Here is an 18,479-nt window from a genome sequence, read left to right on the forward strand (position 1 = left end):
TGTTCATAGGTATACCGGCCATTGCGACAAATCGTCCTTGCCGCCACCCCTCACCCCTACGAGAATCGAGCCACGACACCGTTCCCTGAAGAAGGATTGCGTCATGATGTACGCCGATTTGATTGACCAGGAAGACCTGTTGGGCCAACTGAAGTCGTTGGGTTTTCAAGTACCGAACGGCGCCACCGCCGAGCAGGCTTGCGAGTGTGCAGTGCGGGGGATGAATAACGAACGGGCCATTGAGCTGCGCACAATGGTCAAGCAGATGTACACCAGCAGCGCCACGATCCTGCCGGCCGTGCGCCAGGCCATCGATAGGCAATTGCTGCCGGCGTTGGCGGAGTTTCAGCAGAGCCGTAGCGCCTGACAGATCCAATCGCGAGCAGGCTCGCTCCCACAGTGGTTTTGCGTCGTTCACACAATGGGTGCATCGACACAAAACCTGTGGGAGCGAGCCTGCCCGCGATGATGGCCCCTCGGTTTAGAGCCTTACACTGGCAAACGTCGACTCGTTCCGCGCCTGGCTCAACGCCGACAACGGTCCCGACAACGGCGACAGCACCAAGGCTTGCGGCAGCGGCATCATCGCTACTTGCTGCGTGGTGTTGGAACCTACGCGCTCGTCACGTGGCGGAATGCCGAAGTACTCGCGGTAGCACTTGGAGAAGTGCGGCGTAGACACAAAACCGCACACCGACGCCACTTCGATGATCGACATCGGGGTTTGCTTGAGCAACTGCCGAGCGCGGATCAAGCGCAGTTTCAGGTAGTAACGCGACGGCGAGCAGTGCAGGTATTTCTGGAACAACCGCTCGAGCTGACGACGCGACACAGCCACATACACAGCCAGTTCGTCGAGGTCGATCGGCTCTTCCAGATTGGCCTCCATCAGCGCGACGATTTCCTGCAGTTTCGGCTGGTTGGTGCCAAGCATGTGCTTGAGCGGTACGCGCTGGTGATCCTGCTCGTTGCGGATGCGTTCGTAGACGAACATTTCCGAGATCGCGGCCGACAGTTCACGTCCGTGATCGCGGCTGATCAGGTGCAGCATCATGTCCAGCGGCGCAGTGCCGCCAGAGCTGGTGAAGCGGTTACGGTCGAGGGTGAACAATCGAGTGCTCATGGCCACACGCGGAAACGCTTCCTGCATTGAGGCCAGGCATTCCCAGTGCACGCTGCAATCAAAACCGTCCAGCAAGCCGGCACAAGCCAGGGCCCAGCTGCCGGTGCAGACCGCACCGAGACGACGGGACTGACGCGCCTGGCTTTGCAACCACGACACGTGCTCACGGGTGACAGTGCGCTGAATACCGATGCCGCCGCAGACGATAATGGTGTCAAGCGCCGGGGCTTTGTGCATGGAGCAATCGGGGGTGATCTGCAGACCGTCACTGGCCCAGACCTGACCGCCATCCACGGTAAGTGTGGTCCAGCGATACAGCTCGCGACCGGACAATTGGTTGGCCATGCGCAGGGGTTCCACTGCGGAGGCCAGAGAAATCAGCGTGAAATTGTCCAGCAGCAAAAAGCCGATGGATTGAGGCGCACGGTTCTGGGGTTGGGCCCCGGAGTTGGACGTCGTCATCGCGGTATCTCCTCACACAAAGCGGGTGATGGCCTCAGGCGGAGGCTCTTGTTATTGCCATCGTTCTCGCGTGGGAGACGGGCTTTGTAATGACAGAGCAATTGCCATGCCTAAAATTGAATGCGCGTTCAATAACTCCTGAAAACGACGTCGGGATGTGTCTGGATATGACGCGCAGAGAGTGGGGATATAAATGGCCATCAAGGCCGACAAGCGCCTCGCACCGAGAGCGGTGAGCAAATCGGTAGCACTTGTGGGAACAGGGCTGCGGCGCGTTCTGAAAGAGTGTCACCACAAGCACGGGTGACGGGCGGTAAAGGCAGACTTGGATCCTGATCTCGAGAAAATCGCTTATCTGTAAGCGACGCGCCAAAAGGTGGCGCGTTTTGGATCGGGTGTTCAGTTAGCGCGCAGTTTTGACTGGTCTGTTGCAATCGCCAGCAGGCTGGCTCCCACAGGTTTGTGGACGACCCAGATCTACTGTGGGAGCTAGCCTGCTAGCGATGGGGTTGACGCGGTGTCAACACTCAACCGCACTCACCGCCAACCCGCCCCGAGATGTCTCTTTGTATTTGTCATGCATGTCCGCCCCCGTATCACGCATGGTGCGGATCACGCGGTCCAGCGAGATGAAGTGCTGCCCGTCTCCTCGCAACGCCATCTGCGCCGCATTGATCGCCTTCACCGCCGCAATCGCATTGCGCTCGATGCACGGCACCTGCACCAGCCCACCCACCGGGTCGCACGTCAGACCGAGGTTGTGCTCCAGGCCGATTTCCGCCGCGTTGCACAGTTGTTCAGGCGTGGCACCAAGAATCTCCGCCAACCCCGCCGCGGCCATCGCGCAGGCCGATCCCACTTCGCCCTGGCAACCGACTTCGGCACCGGAAATTGACGCGTTCTTCTTGCACAGGATCCCGACCGCCGCAGCGCCGAGGAAATAATCGACGACATTGGCGTCGGTCACCGCTTCGCTGAATTTCATGAAGTAATGCAGGACTGCCGGGATGATGCCCGCCGCGCCGTTGGTCGGTGCCGTGACCATGCGCCCGCCTGCTGCGTTTTCTTCGTTGACCGCCAGGGCGAACAGATTCACCCACTCCATGGCGCTCAGGGTCGAGCCGATCACATTGGGCTTGCCCAACTCCTGCAGACTGCGATGCAACCTGGCAGCACGACGGCGAACGTTCAGGCCGCCCGGCAGGATGCCTTCGTGCTTGAGGCCTTGTTCGACGCAATCCTGCATGGCCCGCCAGAGCTTCATCAGACCGCTGCGGATTTCGTCTTCGCTGCGCCAGACCTTCTCGTTGGCCAACATCAGTTCGGCCACGCGCAGGTTGTGTGTCTGGCAGAGGCTGAGCAATTCGGCCGCACTGGAAAAGTCGTAAGGCAATACGGTGCGATCCATGTCGACCACGCCGCTGCTGGCTTGCGCCTCATCCACGACAAAACCGCCACCGACGGAATAGTAGGTGTCACGGTGCAGCTCGCCGGCGTCGCCTTCGACAATCAGCGTCATGGCGTTGGGATGAAACGGCAGGTTCTCGTCGATCAGGCGCATGTCCCGCGCCCACATGAACGGCACCGGTAAACGACCATCCAGCAGCAACTCGCTGGTTTCACGCAGGGTGGCGATGCGGATGCCGATTTGAGACGGATCGATCGCGTCCGGCCACTCGCCCATCAACCCCATGATCACGGCGTTGTCGCTGCCATGTCCGATGCCTGTGGCCGACAGCGAGCCATACAGCTGAACTTCGACGCGCCGCACTTGCTCCAAAAGACCCTGTTCGCGCAAACCTTGCACGAACAGCGCTGCGGCGCGCATCGGCCCCACAGTGTGCGAACTGGAAGGGCCAATGCCGATTTTGAACAGGTCGAAAACGCTGATAGCCATTACTGCAGAACTCCTGGATATGCCCAACTCCAGACGCAAAAGCGCCCAGTGACGGAGCTGCTACGCTCAAGCTGCAATCCGCCGATATGGCTGCATCATCAGGCTTTTACCCTGTCGTTCGGCGTCTCTAACCGACGCACTCTTGTCCACGAACGCCGCAGGTCGTCCACGCTGCGTTTTCGCCGTTTTTTTACGGTGCAGAGGAGCAAAGGGGGCTAAAAAAAGCTGTAAACGACGTCACCGACACTGGATGCGACCCTCCCTGTACTGGATACGACGCACCCTGTAGGCGTCTGATTTTCACTGGTACATGATCGTATCGACTCGATTGCAAGGCGCCGCGGTAGAGCTGTCCCCAAAAACGCCATCCAACCGCAACCTATAAGTGCGGTGGTCCAGTCGGAACACTGCCAAAAAAAACACCAAGGAGTCAGTCAATGAAAGGTTCCCCGTCGTTGTTGTTGGCCGCCATGCTTAGTCTGCCGGTTCTGGCGCAAGCTGCAGAACCGGCCCAATGCAGCACCGTAAACTTCTCCGATGTCGGCTGGACCGACATCACCGTCACCACAGCGACCACCAGCGTCGTCCTCGACGCACTGGGCTACAAGACCAAAACCACAATGATTTCCGTGCCGGTAACCTACAAGTCACTGGCCGACGGCAAGAACATGGACGTGTTCCTGGGTAACTGGATGCCGACCATGGAGAACGACATCAAGGCTTATCGCGATGCCGGCACCGTGGACACCCTGCGCGCCAACCTGGAAAACGCAAAATACACACTCGCCGTCCCGGAAGAGTTGTATAACAAAGGTCTGAAAGATTTCGCCGACATCGCCAAGTTCAAGAAAGAACTCGACGGCAAGATCTACGGCATCGAGCCTGGCAACGACGGCAACCGTCTGATCCAGAGCATGATCGACAAGAACGCCTTCGGCCTTAAAGACGCCGGCTTCAAGGTGGTCGAGTCCAGCGAGGCAGGCATGCTCTCGCAAGTCGATCGTGCACAGCGGCGCAACACCGCCGTGGTGTTCCTGGGCTGGGAACCACACCCGATGAACACTCGATTCAAGATGAAGTACCTGACCGGCGGTGACGATTATTTCGGCCCGAACTTTGGTCAGGCGACCATCTACACCAACACCCGCAAGGGCTATGCACAGGAATGCAGCAACGTCGGTCAACTGCTGAAGAACCTGCAGTTCACCCTGAACATGGAAAGTACGCTGATGGGCAACGTCCTGGACGACAAGATGAAGCCTGACGCGGCCGCCAGGGCCTGGCTGAAAAAGAATCCACAGGTGCTCGATACCTGGCTCGCTGGCGTGACCACCATTGACGGTAAACCTGGCCTGGAAGCCGTGAAAGCCAAGCTCGCTCAGTAAAATCGCTTACGCCGGGCGACTTCGGTCGTCCGGGCTGTTTTTTCCTTGCATGCGGACGTTCACTACCATGCTGATTGATCAGAAAATCCCTTTAGGCCAGTACATCGCAGGCTTCGTTGAATGGTTGACGCAAAACGGCGCCAGCACCTTCGACGCCATCGCCGTGTCACTGGAAACGATGATCCACGGCGTGACTTTTGCGCTGACCTGGTTCAACCCGCTGGCATTGATCGGCCTTATCGCACTCCTCGCGCATTTCATTCAACGCAAATGGGGACTGACGGTTTTCGTCATCGCCTCCTTCCTGCTGATCCTCAATCTGGGGTACTGGCAGGAAACCATGGAAACCCTTGCCCAGGTGTTGTTCGCCACCCTGGTCTGCGTGGTCATCGGCGTGCCGTTGGGCATCGTCGCCGCGCACAAACCCATGTTCTACACACTGATGCGTCCGGTGCTTGATCTGATGCAGACCGTACCGACGTTCGTGTACCTCATTCCTACCCTGACCCTCTTCGGGCTGGGCGTGGTTCCAGGCCTCATTTCCACGGTGGTGTTCGCGATTGCCGCGCCTATCCGCCTGACCTACCTGGGTATTCGAGACGTTCCACAGGAACTGATGGACGCCGGCAAAGCCTTCGGCTGCTCGCGTCGTCAATTGCTTTCACGGATTGAATTGCCTCACGCCATGCCAAGCATCGCGGCCGGCATCACCCAGTGCATCATGCTGTCGTTGTCGATGGTGGTGATCGCGGCACTGGTGGGCGCCGACGGCCTGGGCAAACCCGTGGTCAACGCACTGAACACTGCTGATATCGCCTTGGGCTTCGAAGCGGGCCTGGCGATCGTACTGCTGGCGATCATGCTCGACCGTATTTGCAAACAACCCGACGCTAAAGTAGGGGGTGACGCATGAGCATTATTCGCTTCGAAGACGTCGACGTAATCTTTTCCAAAGACCCGCGAGAGGCGCTCAAGCTTCTCGACCAGGGCATGACGCGCGACCAGATCCTGAAAAAAACCGGACAAATCGTTGGCGTTGAAAAAGCCAGCCTGGACGTCGAAAAGGGTGAAATCTGCGTCTTGATGGGCCTGTCCGGCTCCGGCAAGTCCAGCCTGCTGCGCTGCATCAACGGCCTGAACACGGTCAGCCGTGGCAAGTTGTTCGTGGAGCACGAAGGCAAGCAGATCGATATCGCGTCCTGTACTCCGGCAGAGCTGAAAATGATGCGCACCAAGCGCATCGCGATGGTGTTCCAGAAGTTCGCCCTGATGCCGTGGCTGACGGTGCGCGAGAACATCAGCTTCGGCCTGGAGATGCAGGGCCGGCCGGAGAAGGAACGCAAGAAACTGGTCGATGAAAAACTCGAACTGGTGGGCCTGACCCAATGGCGTAACAAGAAACCTGACGAATTGTCCGGGGGCATGCAGCAACGTGTGGGTCTCGCCCGAGCACTGGCGATGGACGCCGACATTCTGCTGATGGACGAACCGTTCTCGGCACTCGACCCGCTGATCCGCCAGGGCCTGCAAGACGAACTGCTGGAGCTGCAAAGCAAGCTCAACAAAACCATCGTGTTCGTGAGCCACGATCTTGATGAGGCGTTGAAGCTGGGCAGCCGCATCGCCATCATGAAGGACGGTCGAATCGTCCAGTACAGCAAGCCGGAAGAAATCGTGCTCAACCCGGCGGACGACTATGTACGCACCTTTGTCGCCCACACCAACCCGTTGAACGTGCTGTGCGGTCGCAGCCTGATGCGCACCCTGGACAACTGCAAACGCATCAACGGCTCGGTCTGTCTCGATCCGGGTGGCGATTCGTGGCTGGACCTGGCTGAAGGCAACACGATCAAGGGCGCCCGTCAGAACGGTGAGAGCCTGGACCTTCAGAACTGGGTGCCGGGGCAAGCGGTCGATGGTCTGGGTCGCCGGCCAACGCTGGTGGACTCGAACATCGGCATGCGTGATGCGCTGCAGATTCGCTATCAGACCGGGAACAAGCTGGTGCTGCATGACAACAATCATGTGGTGGGCATTCTTGGGGACAGCGAGCTGTATCACGCGCTGCTTGGCAAGAATCTGGGGTAAGGACCACAGACACAAAAACGCCGCGAGAGGATCGCGGCGTTTTTGTTAGTGCAGATATTCAGTATTTGAATGCTGACACCTGTGGCGAGAGGAATTTTCGTGATGGGGAGGCTCTCGTGGCGAGGGGATTTATCCCCGTTCGGCTGCGCAGCAGTCGTTAAATTATTGGGGCCGCTGCGCGACCCAACGGGGATAAATCCCCTCGCCACAAAAACTCTTCACCACAGTGAGAGCTGCGGCGCATTCACTGCACCGCATCACCTCAATTTTTAGCTATACACCCGGCCAAGGAGCTGCCGATGGCTTTCAAACTGATCGAGCACGTCACGGGTGATCTGCTCGTGGGTGAAGCCCATCAAGTCATAGTCCTGGCTGCCGTTGTGCAGGTACACCTCGGCGCGGTAGTAGCGCTGACGCGTCTCATCGGACTGAGCCGATTCGGTCGGCGTGGCCAGGTAACCATCCAGGCTCACTTCGTAGACAAAAGGGTTGCCCTCTTCCATCTCGATCCGCAGGCCCATGCAGCGTTTGGACTTGCCCACCAGTGTCTGAACTTCCAGACCTTGCGCGCGCATCTGCGCGGCGGCCTCTTCCAGCGCCGGGGTGACTTGCTTGTCCATGAAACGCTGCACGATCGACTGGTTCGGCTGCAAATCCAGCTGCGTCAGACGCTCGCTGAAACCCCGTCGACCACGCGCTGCAAGCTCCGCCTGCTCCTGTTCGATCTGCACGTCCTGGCGCATGGCCTTGTGCAAGCCGAACATGAAGAACACCAGCACCACCGAGAACGGCAGACCGGCCAGCACCACCATGGTTTGCATGGCTTCGAAGTTACCGGCGAACAGCAGGCCGATAGTCACCAGAGTGATCACCGCCGACCAGAAAATCCGCAGCCAGTGCGGCGCATCTTCATCGACATTGCCGCCCTTGCACGAAAGGTTCGCCATCATCACCGCGCCGGAATCCGCCGGGGTCAGGAACAAGACGAAACCCACGAAGATCGAAACGCCGATCACCACTTTCGATGCCGGGTAATGCTCAAGCAGCTGGTAGATCGCCATGGACGGCTGCTCCAGCGCCGTCTTCCCGAGCTCCACCGCCCCATGGTTCATCACCAGGTCCAGCGCCGAGTTACCGAAGATCGACAGCCACGCCAAGGTAAAGCCCAGTGGAATCAGCAGCACGCCGGCCACCAGTTCGCGCACCGTACGACCACGGGAAATACGCGCGATGAACATGCCCACGAATGGCGCCCAGGAAATCCACCAGGCCCAGTAGAACAGGGTCCACAAGCCCATCCAGCGCTCGGTTTTCTCGGCACTGCCTTCATACACATACAGGTCGAAGGTTTTCAGCACGATACCGTTGAGGTAATCACCAACGTTCTGCACAAAGCCGTTGAGCAGGTGCAGGGTCGGGCCGAACAGCAGAACGAAGATCAACAGGCCGCTGAACAGCACGATGTTCAGGTTGGACAGACGGCGAATGCCGTTTTCCACACCGGACACGGCGGCGATGGTCGCCACGGTGCTCATCACGATGATCACGATCAGCAGGTTGGTGTTGCTGTGTTCCATGCCGAACAGGTTTTCCAGACCGGAGGACACTTGCAGCGAACCAATCCCCAGGTTCGTCACCAGGCCCAACAGGGTCACAAACATGCCAAAGCCGTCCACCGCATGGCCGGCCGCGCCTTTGACCCAACGCTCGCCCACCAGCGGATACAACGCCGAACGCAACGCCAGCGGCTGGTTGTGACGGTAGGCAAAGTAAGCAACGGCCAGACCGACCAGCGCATAAATTGCCCAGCCATGCAGGCCCCAGTGCAGGAATGTCAGCTGAACGGCCTGACGAGCGGCCATGTTGCTGGCGGCCATGCCTTCAGGGGGGTTGAAGTAGTGATCCAGCGGCTCGGAAGCGCCGAAGTACAGCAGCGAAATGCCGATACCCGACGAAAACAGCATTCCTGCCCAGGCGCCGTAGCTGAAGTCCGGCGTGTCGTCCTTGCTGCCCAGTTTGAGTTTTCCATACGACGAAAACGCCAGGCCGACGACAAATACCAGATAGGCAGCAATCACCACCATGTAGTACCAGCCGAAGCTGCGGGACAACCAGGCCTGAGCGATACCGAGCACCCTGCCCGCCTCTTGCGGGGCGATGATCAGAATGGCGGTCAACAGCAGAACCAGCGCGGTAGAGGTGTAGAACACCCAACCGTTGACCGTCACCTTCTCGGGTGGGGTCTTTATAAGAGAGGCAGAACTCATGGCACAGAAGCTCCGGGCAGTGCGAGAGAAGGACACAAGGCAACGCGTTACCCGACCAATCGGTTAGTTGGCAGCCGACCGGCGGGTGATATAAAGACACCCCGAAAATGCCCGAAAGCCCAGAAGCACCGGGGCGTATAGGTTTCGAGCGGTTTTGGATGTCGGTTTATCGCCATTCACACGTAGGAAAAATCTGTAAATAGCGACGATTTGTCGCAGAGCTTATTCTTTGTTGATTGAACGTTCAATCAAAACAAAATAGACTGGCCCTCAATCCGATAGACGTTCGACGTCTGCCGGAAGGCCTAAGGAGATGTGCAAGATGCCCAAGGTCGGTATGCAACCCATCCGCCGTCAGCAGTTGATCGAAGCCACATTGCTGGCCGTCGATCAGGTCGGAATGGGGGACGCCAGCATTGCGCTGATCGCCCGTTTGGCCGGCGTCTCGAACGGCATCATCAGTCACTATTTTCAGGACAAGAATGGCCTGATCGCCGCCACGATGCGGTATCTGATGAGCGTCCTTAGCGAGAACGTCACCGCGCGCCGCCTGGCGCTGACAGATGAAAGCCCGCGGGCGCATTTGCAGGTGATCATCGAAGGCAACTTCGACGCCAGCCAGGTCAATGGCCCGGCAATGAAAACCTGGCTGGCCTTTTGGGCCACCAGCATGCACCAGCCGTCTTTGCACAGGTTGCAGCGGATTAACGATCACCGCCTGTATTCCAACCTGTGCTGCCAGTTCCGCCGTGTATTGCCGCTCAACGACGCGCGCAGTGCAGCTCGGGGCCTGGCAGCCCTCATTGATGGCTTGTGGTTGCGCGGCGCACTGTCGGGAGATGCTTTCGACACTGAGCAGGCGCAACAGATCGCTTACGAATACATGGATATCCAATTGGCCAAGCAGGTGAGTTAGAGCACACATAAACGCTCAACCCCTGAACTGCTACCGATCGGTGTTGCCACAACCATATGGCATCACCGCGGTGGTTACCGCCAACCTACTGATGCTCTTGCGAGGACTTTATGGCCCGTTTCGAACTGCAAAAACTTTACATTGATGGCGGCTACAGTGACGCCAGCAGCGACGCTACATTCGAAGCCATCAACCCGGCTAACGGTGAAGTCCTCGCAAACGTCCAGCGTGCGACCAAGGAAGACGTTGAACGCGCCGTGGTCAGCGCCGAAAAGGGCCAGAAAATCTGGGCCGCGATGACCGCCATGGAGCGTTCACGCATCCTGCGTCGTGCCGTGGACATCCTGCGCGAGCGCAATGATGAACTGGCCGCCCTGGAAACCCTGGACACCGGCAAGTCGTTCTCCGAAACCAAGTACGTCGACATCGTCACCGGCGCTGACGTGCTGGAGTACTACGCTGGCCTGGTTCCGGCAATCGAAGGCGAGCAGATTCCGCTGCGCACCACTTCTTTCGTTTATACCCGTCGCGAGCCGCTGGGCGTTGTGGCCGGTATCGGCGCGTGGAACTACCCGATCCAGATCGCCTTGTGGAAATCCGCGCCAGCCCTGGCAGCCGGTAACGCAATGATCTTCAAGCCGAGCGAAGTCACTTCCCTGACCACGCTGAAACTGGCCGAGATCTACACCGAAGCCGGCGTTCCGGCTGGCGTGTTCAACGTACTGACCGGCAGCGGCCGTGAAGTCGGCACCTGGCTGACCGAACACCCACGCATCGAAAAGATCTCCTTCACCGGCGGCACCGACACCGGCAAGAAGGTCATGGCCAGCGCTTCCAGCTCGTCGTTGAAAGACGTGACCATGGAACTGGGCGGCAAATCCCCGCTTATCATTTTCGACGACGCCGACCTCGATCGCGCCGCCGACACGGCCATGATGGCCAACTTCTACAGCTCCGGTCAGGTCTGCACCAACGGCACTCGCGTGTTCGTACCGACTCACCTGAAAGCGGCTTTCGAAGCCAAGATCGCTGAGCGCGTAGCGCGCATCCGCATCGGCAACCCGGAAGACGAGAACACCAATTTCGGTCCGCTGGTCAGCTTTGCCCACATGGAAAGCGTGCTGGGTTACATCGCCAAAGGTAAGGAAGAAGGCGCTCGCGTTCTGTGCGGCGGCAGCCGTCTGACCGAAGGCGACCTGGCCAAAGGCGCATTTGTGGCACCGACCGTGTTCACCGACTGCACCGACGAGATGACCATCGTTCGCGAAGAAATCTTCGGCCCGGTCATGGCGATCCTGACCTACGACACCGAAGACGAAGTGATCCGTCGTGCCAACGACACTGATTTCGGCCTGGCTGCCGGTATCGTCACCAAGGACCTGAACCGCGCTCACCGCGTGATTCATCAACTGGAAGCCGGTATCTGCTGGATCAACGCCTGGGGCGAGTCCGACGCCAAGATGCCGGTCGGTGGCTACAAGCAGTCGGGCGTGGGCCGTGAAAACGGCATCAGTTCGCTGAACAACTTCACACGCATCAAATCGGTACAGGTCGAACTGGGCGATTACGCCTCGGTGTTCTGATCTGACGCGGTGCGGAGCGGCTATTGTGGCGAGGGAGCTTGCTCCCGCTGGGCTGCGAAGCAGCCCCCACTCCAGGCACCGCATCCCTTCAGACAGAACTCGGTCGCTTATTTTGCGACTGCTGCGCAGCCGAGCGGGAGCAAGCTCCCTCGCCACAAGTAAGTGGCAGCTCGGTCACCGCGACCTGAACCAACTTCAAAGAGGGTGCATTCAATGTCCCAAGAATTCGATTACATCATCATCGGTGCCGGTTCGGCCGGTAATACCCTGGCGACCCGTCTGACTGAAGACGAAGGCGTCACTGTCCTGCTGCTTGAAGCCGGTGGCCCGGACTACCGTCTGGACTTCCGCACGCAAATGCCTGCCGCCTTGGCGTTTCCGCTGCAAGGCCGTCGCTACAACTGGGCCTACGAAACCGATCCAGAGCCACACATGGACGGCCGCCGGATGGAATGCGGTCGCGGCAAGGGCCTGGGTGGTTCTTCGCTGATCAACGGCATGTGCTACATCCGCGGCAACGCGATGGACTACGACAACTGGGCCAAGCTGCCAGGTCTTGAAGACTGGGATTACCTGAACTGCCTGCCGTATTTCCGCAAGGCCGAAACCCGTGACATCGGCCCGAACGACTACCACGGTGGCGAAGGTCCGGTCAGCGTGACCACGCCGAAGGCCGGCAACAACCCGCTGTTCCACGCGATGGTTGAAGCAGGCGTACAAGCCGGTTACCCGCGCACCGAAGACCTCAACGGTTATCAGCAGGAAGGTTTTGGCCCGATGGACCGTACCGTGACGCCGAACGGTCGTCGCGCCAGCACCGCTCGCGGTTACCTGGACACGGCCAAGAAGCGCTCGACCCTGACCATCGTCACTCACGCCCTGACCGACAAGATCCTGTTTGAAGGCAAGCGTGCAGTGGGTGTGCGTTACCTGATCGGCGCGGCTGAAGAGCGCATTGAAGCCCGCGCTCGCAAGGAAGTGCTGCTGTGCTCCGGCGCCATCGCGTCGCCGCAGATTCTGCAACGCTCCGGCGTCGGCCCGGCCGAACTGCTGAACAAGCTCGACATCCCGGTGGTCCACGACCTGCCAGGCGTCGGCGAAAACCTGCAGGATCACCTCGAGCTGTACCTGCAATACGCGTGCACCCAACCGGTCTCGCTGTACCCGTCGCTGCTCTGGTACAACCAGCCAGCCATTGGTGCCGAGTGGCTGTTCAACGGCACCGGCATCGGCGCCAGCAACCAGTTCGAAGCGGGCGGTTTCATCCGTACTCGCGAAGATTTCGATTGGCCGAACATCCAGTACCACTTCCTGCCGGTTGCCATTAACTACAACGGCAGCAATGGCGTGAAAGAGCACGGTTTCCAGGCGCACATGGGTTCCATGCGTTCGCCGAGCCGTGGTCGCATCCAGGCCAAGTCCAAGGATCCGCGCGAGTACCCAAGCATCCTGTTCAACTACATGGCCACCGAACAGGACTGGCAGGAATTCCGTGACGGCATCCGCCTGACCCGCGAAATCATGCAGCAACCGGCGCTGGATGCTTTCCGTGGCCGGGAAATCAGCCCGGGCATCGACGTGCAATCCGATGAGCAGCTGGACAAGTTCATCCGCGAACACGCCGAAACCGCGTTCCACCCGTCCTGCTCGTGCAAGATGGGCACCGACGAAATGGCCGTGGTCGATGGCGAAGGTCGTGTGCATGGCATGCAAGCACTGCGTGTGGTCGATGCTTCGATCATGCCGATCATCACCACCGGCAACCTGAATGCGCCAACGATCATGATCGCCGAGAAAATCGCCGACAAGATCCGTGGCCGCCAGCCTCTGCCGCGCAGCACTGCCGATTACTACGTGGCCGGTGATGCACCGGTGCGTGGCAAGCCGATGCGGGATGTGAGTCTTACTGCTTAGTAAGACCGTTACACCGAGGCGCTGCCATCGCGAGCAGGCTCACGCCTACAAGGGACTTCTAGTGAACACACATTTTTGTTCACCGGAGCCCCCTGTAGGAGTGAGCCTGCTCGCGATGAGGCCCTACTAGCCAATACATCTTCCTCTGACACGTCCCAGTATTCCCTCCCCACAGCTTTGCACCCTTGATCCTCCCTCCCCGCAGGCCTAATCTAGCGCCACGCAAACGTTTCACCCCCTCGCAACACTGCTGCACCGCCACTCCATACCAAGGAGGTTTCCGAATGTTCGATTTCCACCCCCAGCTCAAGCAGCGCTTTACTGCCTTGCGCACGGGCACTGAATTCTTTTCGCTGCGTTATGTGCGCGAGTCCGGCCAGTACCTGTCGGTGCGCAAGAACGTCGCCGAACCTCCGAGCCTGAGCCGTGATGAAGGTGCGATGCTGACGGTCCGGGTCAATGGCGTCGAAGCCTATGCCGCGACCAACGACCTGTCGCAACAAGGCCTGCAAGCCGCCCTCGAAAGAGCCGAGCGACAGGCACGACACCTCAAGCCTCACGCGCTGCTGGACCTTCGCGAACAAGCCGTTTCCAGCGACCGCGCCGACTACTTTTCGCCGAACCTCGACCAGCCCTTCCCGTCCCTGAGCGACTGCTATCAGTTGCTCGGCGCCGAATCCGCGGCCGTGCCCAAGGACGAGCGTCTGGTGAACTGGCAGGTGAGCCTGGGCATCACCCACGTCGAGCAGATCTATCTCAACAGCGCAGGCGCCGAATTGCGCCAGGCCCAGCGGTTTGTCTACCCGGGCCTGGACGTGACCGCCTACGACGGCAATGACAGCCAGACTCGCAGCCTCGGCCGCGAAAACTTTGGCCAGCAGGGTGGCGCCGATGTAATTAGCCGCTGTGGACTGGTGGGCGCCGGTCCGCAAGTCGCCGATCAGGCACTGCAATTGCTCCTCGCGCCGAACACCCCGCAAGGCCCGCGCGACCTGCTGTTGATGCCCGACCAGATGATGCTGCAGATCCATGAATCCATCGGCCACCCGCTGGAACTGGACCGCATCCTCGGCGATGAGCGTAATTACGCCGGCACCAGCTTCGTCAAGGCAGAAGACTTCGGCCACCTGCAATACGGCTCGAAGCTGCTCAACGTGACGTTCGACCCGGACATTCCCGAACAGCTCGCCAGCTACGGTCATGACGACGATGGCACGGCGGCCAGCAAGCAGTTTCTGATCAAGGAAGGCCTGCTCCTGCGTCCACTGGGCGGCGCCCTTTCGCAGTTCCGTGCCGACATGGACGGCGTTGCCAACAGCCGTGCCTGCGGCTGGAACCGCCCACCGATCGACCGCATGGCCAACCTCAATATCGAGCCCGGCGATCAGCCGCTGGCGCAGCTGATCGGCAACATCGAGCACGGCATCCTGATGAGCACCAACCGTTCGTGGTCCATCGACGATGCGCGCAACAAGTTCCAGTTCGGCTGTGAATGGGGTCAGTTGATCGAGAACGGCGAGCTCAAAGGCGTGGTGAAAAATCCGAACTACCGGGCCATTTCCGCGCACTTCTGGAAAAGCCTCAGCGCCGTCGGCGATGCCGGCACCTTCAAGGTCCTGGGCACACCGAACTGTGGCAAAGGCGAGCCGAACCAGGTAATCCGCGTCGGCCATGCTTCGCCCGCGTGTGTGTTCAGCCATGTGGATGTGTTTGGAGGAGACGCCTGATGAGCCCGTCGAAAAATCAAGCCGAGTCGTTCAAAGCCTTGGTCAACGGGTTGCGCGACGCTATTCGCGAGCCGGAACAGTTCACCCTCAGCTACGCCGCCGAGTCCTCTGCCTTCGTGCGTTTCAACCACGCCAAAGTGCGCCAGGCCGGTCAGGTGCAGCAGGCGAGTATCGGCTTCAAGCTGATCAACGAAGGCCGCCATGCGGACCTCGACATCACGCTGTCGGGTGATGCGCAGGTTGACCTGCAGCGTCTCGCCGAAGGTTTGCAACAGTTGCGCGACACGTTGCCGCTGCTGCCGAAAGATCCCTACCTGTTGCTCAACTTCAACGGCTGGCAGAGCAAAAACGTGCAGGATCATGCGCTGCCGGACACCGAGCAGGTGGTCGCTGAAATCACCCAGGCCGCCGAAGGCCTGGACCTGGTTGGCTTCTACGCCGCAGGCCCGATCAGTCGCGGGTTTGCCAGTTCTGCGGGCGCGTTCGGGTGGCATCAGGCCAACAGTTTCAACTTCGATTTCAGCCTTTTCCACGAAAACGGCCAGGCAGTGAAAGCCAGCTACGCCGGGCACGACTGGAGCAGCGACGGGTTCGCCAAACGTTTCCAGCAGGCCCGCGAGCAGTTGGAATTTCTCGGTCGCCCATTGCGCACGTTGGCACCCGGTCAGTACCGCGCGTACCTGGCCCCGGCCGCGCTGGAAGAAATCATGGGCATGCTGAGCTGGGGCGGGTTCTCGGCGCAGTCGATCGCCAGCAAGAGCAGCCCGTTGCAGAAGCTCTACGCTGGAGACCAGGCCTTCAGCCCGCTGGTGTCGCTGGACGAGAAAGTCAGTGGTTCGTTGAGCCCGGCGTTTTCGGGTGAAGGCTATCCACGCAGTGACCTGAAGCTGATTACTGAAGGTCAGGCCGGCGATCAATTGGTCAGCTCTCGCAGCGCCGCCGAATATGGTGTGACCGCCAATGGCGCTGGCGGCGGTGAATCGCCAGGCGCATTGAACATGGCGGCCGGAACGTTGCCGAGTTCGGAAATCCTCAAGCAACTGGGCACCGGTCTGTACATCAGTAACTTGTGGTACCTGAACTACTCGGACCAGCCGGGCGCGCGCATGACGGGCATGACACGGTTCGCGACGTTCTGGGTCGAGAACGGCGAGATCAAGGCGCCGGTCAGCACCATGCGCTTTGATGACAGTGCGTACAGCTTGCTTGGATCGCAGCTGGAAGCGTTGACCCAAGAACGGGAACTCCTGCTGTCGGCCAGCACCTACAGTCAGCGGGCGACGGATTCGGCGCTGTTACCGGGGGCGCTGATCAGCCGACTTACTCTAACGCTGTAATCACAGCATCCCAATGCCATGGGAGACCCTGTGGCGAGGGGATTTATCCCCGTTGGGCTGCGCAGCGGCCCCCAAATTGGTAACCACGATTTGACAGACAGATCGCATCAACCGGATTGACGACTGCTTCGCGGCCGAACGGGGATAAATCCCCTCGCCACAGGATCCCCTTGCCACAGCGTCAGCCATGACCTTGCAGCCACTCCAACCACAAGAGGTCCCATGCCCAACCGCCCACCTCTCGACGCCGTCACCGCCCGCTGGTTGCCGTGGGTTGTCGCCATCGCGTTCTTCATGCAGTCCCTCGACGGGACCATCCTCAACACGGCCCTGCCGGCCATGGCTCGCGATCTGGCGGAAGATCCATTGCGCATGCAGGGCGTAATCATCGCCTACATGCTCACCGTCGCCTTGCTGATCCCGGCCTCGGGCTGGATTGCCGACCGCTTCGGTACCAAAAAGATATTCTTCGGCGCCATCCTCCTGTTCAGCTTTGGCTCATTGCTCTGCGCCCTGTCGAGCAGCCTGAGCATGCTGATCGGCGCTCGGGTGATTCAAGGCCTGGGCGGCGCATTGATGTTGCCGGTCGGGCGCCTCGTGGTGCTGCGAGCCTACCCGCGTTCCGAACTGGTGCGGATCATGGGCTTCATCACCATTCCCGGATTGCTCGGCCCGCTGATCGGCCCGACGATGGGCGGCTGGATGGTCGAATACCTGACCTGGCACTGGATCTTCCTGATCAACCTGCCCGTGGGCGCTGTCGGTTGCTACGCCGTGTGGAAATTCATCCCCGACTTGCGCGGCACTGAACGCACCCGTTTCGATAGCCTCGGCTTCCTGCTGTTTGGCGCCGCGATGGTACTGATCACCATCGCCATGGAAGGCCTGGGCGAACTGCACCTGCCGCACTTGCGTGTGATGCTGTTGCTGTTCGGTGGTATGGCCTGCCTCGCTGCGTATTGGTTGCGGGCCGGACACATCGACAACCCGCTGTTCGCACCGTCGCTGTTCAAGACGCGGACCTTCGCCGTGGGCATCCTCGGCAACCTGTTCGCCCGACTGGGCAGCGGTGCACTGCCGTTTCTCGTGCCATTGCTGCTGCAAGTGGCGCTGGGTTACTCGCCGTCTCAAGCGGGGATGAGCATGCTGCCATTGGCCGCTGCGGCGATGGTTGCCAAGTCGGTGGCGCGGCCGCTGATTGAACGGTTGGGCTATCGCATCGTACTGACCGGCAACACGCTGGCACTGGGCGCGATGCTGGCGAGCATGGGCCTGGTCAGCGAGCAGACGCCGTACTGGCTGCTGCTGGGGATGCTGGCGGTTCTCGGCGCGATCAACTCGTTGCAGTTCACGGCAATGAACACCGTGACCCTGATCGACCTCGATGACGCCAGCGCCAGCAGCGGCAACAGTTTGCTGTCGGTAGTCGCGCAGTTGTCCCTCAGCCTTGGCGTTGCTTGCGCCGGTGCGCTGCTTGGCGGCTTTACCGCAGAGGTTGGAAACGATGGCGTGGACACAGTACTGGGCGCGTTCCAGCTGACCTTTGTAACGGTCGGGATCATGGCGATGCTGGCTGCGACGATCTTCTCGCAACTCTCAAAGGAAGACGGACGGCGTGCCAAACGGCCGGAAGAGCACATCGAACCCTGAACAGCGCAATCGGGGTGAAGGATTTATGTGGCGAGGGGATTTATCCCCGTTGGGGCGCGAAGCGGCCCTTAAAAAGATGAATGCGATCAATCTGAACCACCAAAGTGGCAGATCCAAGGGGCGCTTCGCA

At 59.8% G+C, this 18,479-nt stretch carries 13 protein-coding genes; 10 read left to right on the top strand and 3 right to left on the bottom strand.

Annotated elements, in window-relative coordinates; all coding sequences use genetic code 11:
• Nucleotides 1-103 precede the first annotated feature (103 nt).
• Nucleotides 104-367 (top strand): hypothetical protein, encoded by a 264-nt coding sequence (locus ACA063_RS27100; RefSeq protein ID WP_497664014.1) that lies wholly within the window; start codon nt 104-106, stop codon nt 365-367.
• 114 nt (nt 368-481) lie between these two features.
• On the opposite strand, the gene gbdR is transcribed toward ACA063_RS27100, so the two are convergent.
• Nucleotides 482-1,585 (bottom strand): choline metabolism transcriptional regulator GbdR, encoded by a 1,104-nt coding sequence (gbdR, locus tag ACA063_RS27105; protein ID WP_162436179.1) that lies wholly within the window; start codon nt 1,583-1,585, stop codon nt 482-484.
• Nucleotides 1,586-2,105: 520 nt separating this feature from the next.
• Complete coding sequence (locus ACA063_RS27110; protein ID WP_150785772.1) at nt 2,106-3,482, bottom strand: L-serine ammonia-lyase; 1,377 nt, start codon at nt 3,480-3,482, stop codon at nt 2,106-2,108.
• A 437-nt stretch (nt 3,483-3,919) separates the two neighbouring features.
• Between ACA063_RS27110 and ACA063_RS27115 the strand changes: the two genes are divergently transcribed.
• The 3 genes from ACA063_RS27115 (at nt 3,920) to choV (ending at nt 6,955) form a co-directional block, all read left to right on the top strand.
• Entirely contained in the window at nt 3,920-4,867 is a 948-nt protein-coding gene (locus ACA063_RS27115; protein WP_162436177.1) for a choline ABC transporter substrate-binding protein, read from the top strand.
• Between the two features lie 67 nt (nt 4,868-4,934).
• Nucleotides 4,935-5,780: a choline ABC transporter permease subunit gene (gene choW / locus ACA063_RS27120; protein ID WP_497664015.1), complete on the top strand. Its 846-nt coding sequence runs from the start codon at nt 4,935-4,937 to the stop codon at nt 5,778-5,780.
• Nucleotides 5,777-6,955 (top strand): choline ABC transporter ATP-binding protein, encoded by a 1,179-nt coding sequence (gene choV / locus ACA063_RS27125; protein WP_497664016.1) that lies wholly within the window; start codon nt 5,777-5,779, stop codon nt 6,953-6,955. The genes choW and choV overlap by 4 nt, the downstream gene beginning before the upstream one ends.
• 269 nt (nt 6,956-7,224) lie before the next feature.
• Here the strand turns inward: choV and betT are convergent, their stop codons facing one another.
• Nucleotides 7,225-9,222, bottom strand: a complete 1,998-nt coding sequence (gene betT, locus ACA063_RS27130; RefSeq protein WP_497664017.1) for a choline BCCT transporter BetT — start codon at nt 9,220-9,222, stop codon at nt 7,225-7,227.
• Between the two features lie 322 nt (nt 9,223-9,544).
• Between betT and betI the strand changes: the two genes are divergently transcribed.
• The 6 genes from betI (at nt 9,545) to mdtD (ending at nt 18,349) form a co-directional block, all read left to right on the top strand.
• Complete coding sequence (gene betI, locus ACA063_RS27135) at nt 9,545-10,138, top strand: transcriptional regulator BetI (RefSeq protein WP_162436174.1); 594 nt, start codon at nt 9,545-9,547, stop codon at nt 10,136-10,138.
• Nucleotides 10,139-10,248: 110 nt separating this feature from the next.
• On the top strand, nt 10,249-11,721 hold the full coding sequence (gene betB / locus ACA063_RS27140) for a betaine-aldehyde dehydrogenase (protein WP_162436173.1): 1,473 nt from the start codon (nt 10,249-10,251) through the stop codon (nt 11,719-11,721).
• 213 nt (nt 11,722-11,934) lie between these two features.
• Nucleotides 11,935-13,635, top strand: a complete 1,701-nt coding sequence (gene betA / locus ACA063_RS27145; RefSeq protein WP_497664018.1) for a choline dehydrogenase — start codon at nt 11,935-11,937, stop codon at nt 13,633-13,635.
• 284 nt (nt 13,636-13,919) lie between these two features.
• Nucleotides 13,920-15,362 carry a TldD/PmbA family protein gene (locus tag ACA063_RS27150; RefSeq protein WP_497664019.1) on the top strand — a complete coding sequence of 481 codons (1,443 nt, stop codon included), beginning with the start codon at nt 13,920-13,922 and terminating at the stop codon, nt 15,360-15,362.
• Nucleotides 15,362-16,699, top strand: a complete 1,338-nt coding sequence (locus ACA063_RS27155) for a TldD/PmbA family protein (RefSeq protein WP_497664020.1) — start codon at nt 15,362-15,364, stop codon at nt 16,697-16,699. Before ACA063_RS27150 ends, ACA063_RS27155 begins: the two co-directional genes overlap by 1 nt.
• A gap of 144 nt (nt 16,700-16,843) precedes the next feature.
• Nucleotides 16,844-18,349 carry a multidrug transporter subunit MdtD gene (gene mdtD, locus ACA063_RS27160; RefSeq protein WP_497666593.1) on the top strand — a complete coding sequence of 502 codons (1,506 nt, stop codon included), beginning with the start codon at nt 16,844-16,846 and terminating at the stop codon, nt 18,347-18,349.
• Nucleotides 18,350-18,479: the final 130 nt, after the last annotated feature.

It is taken from the genome of Pseudomonas sp. LBUM1643, assembly GCF_059716215.1.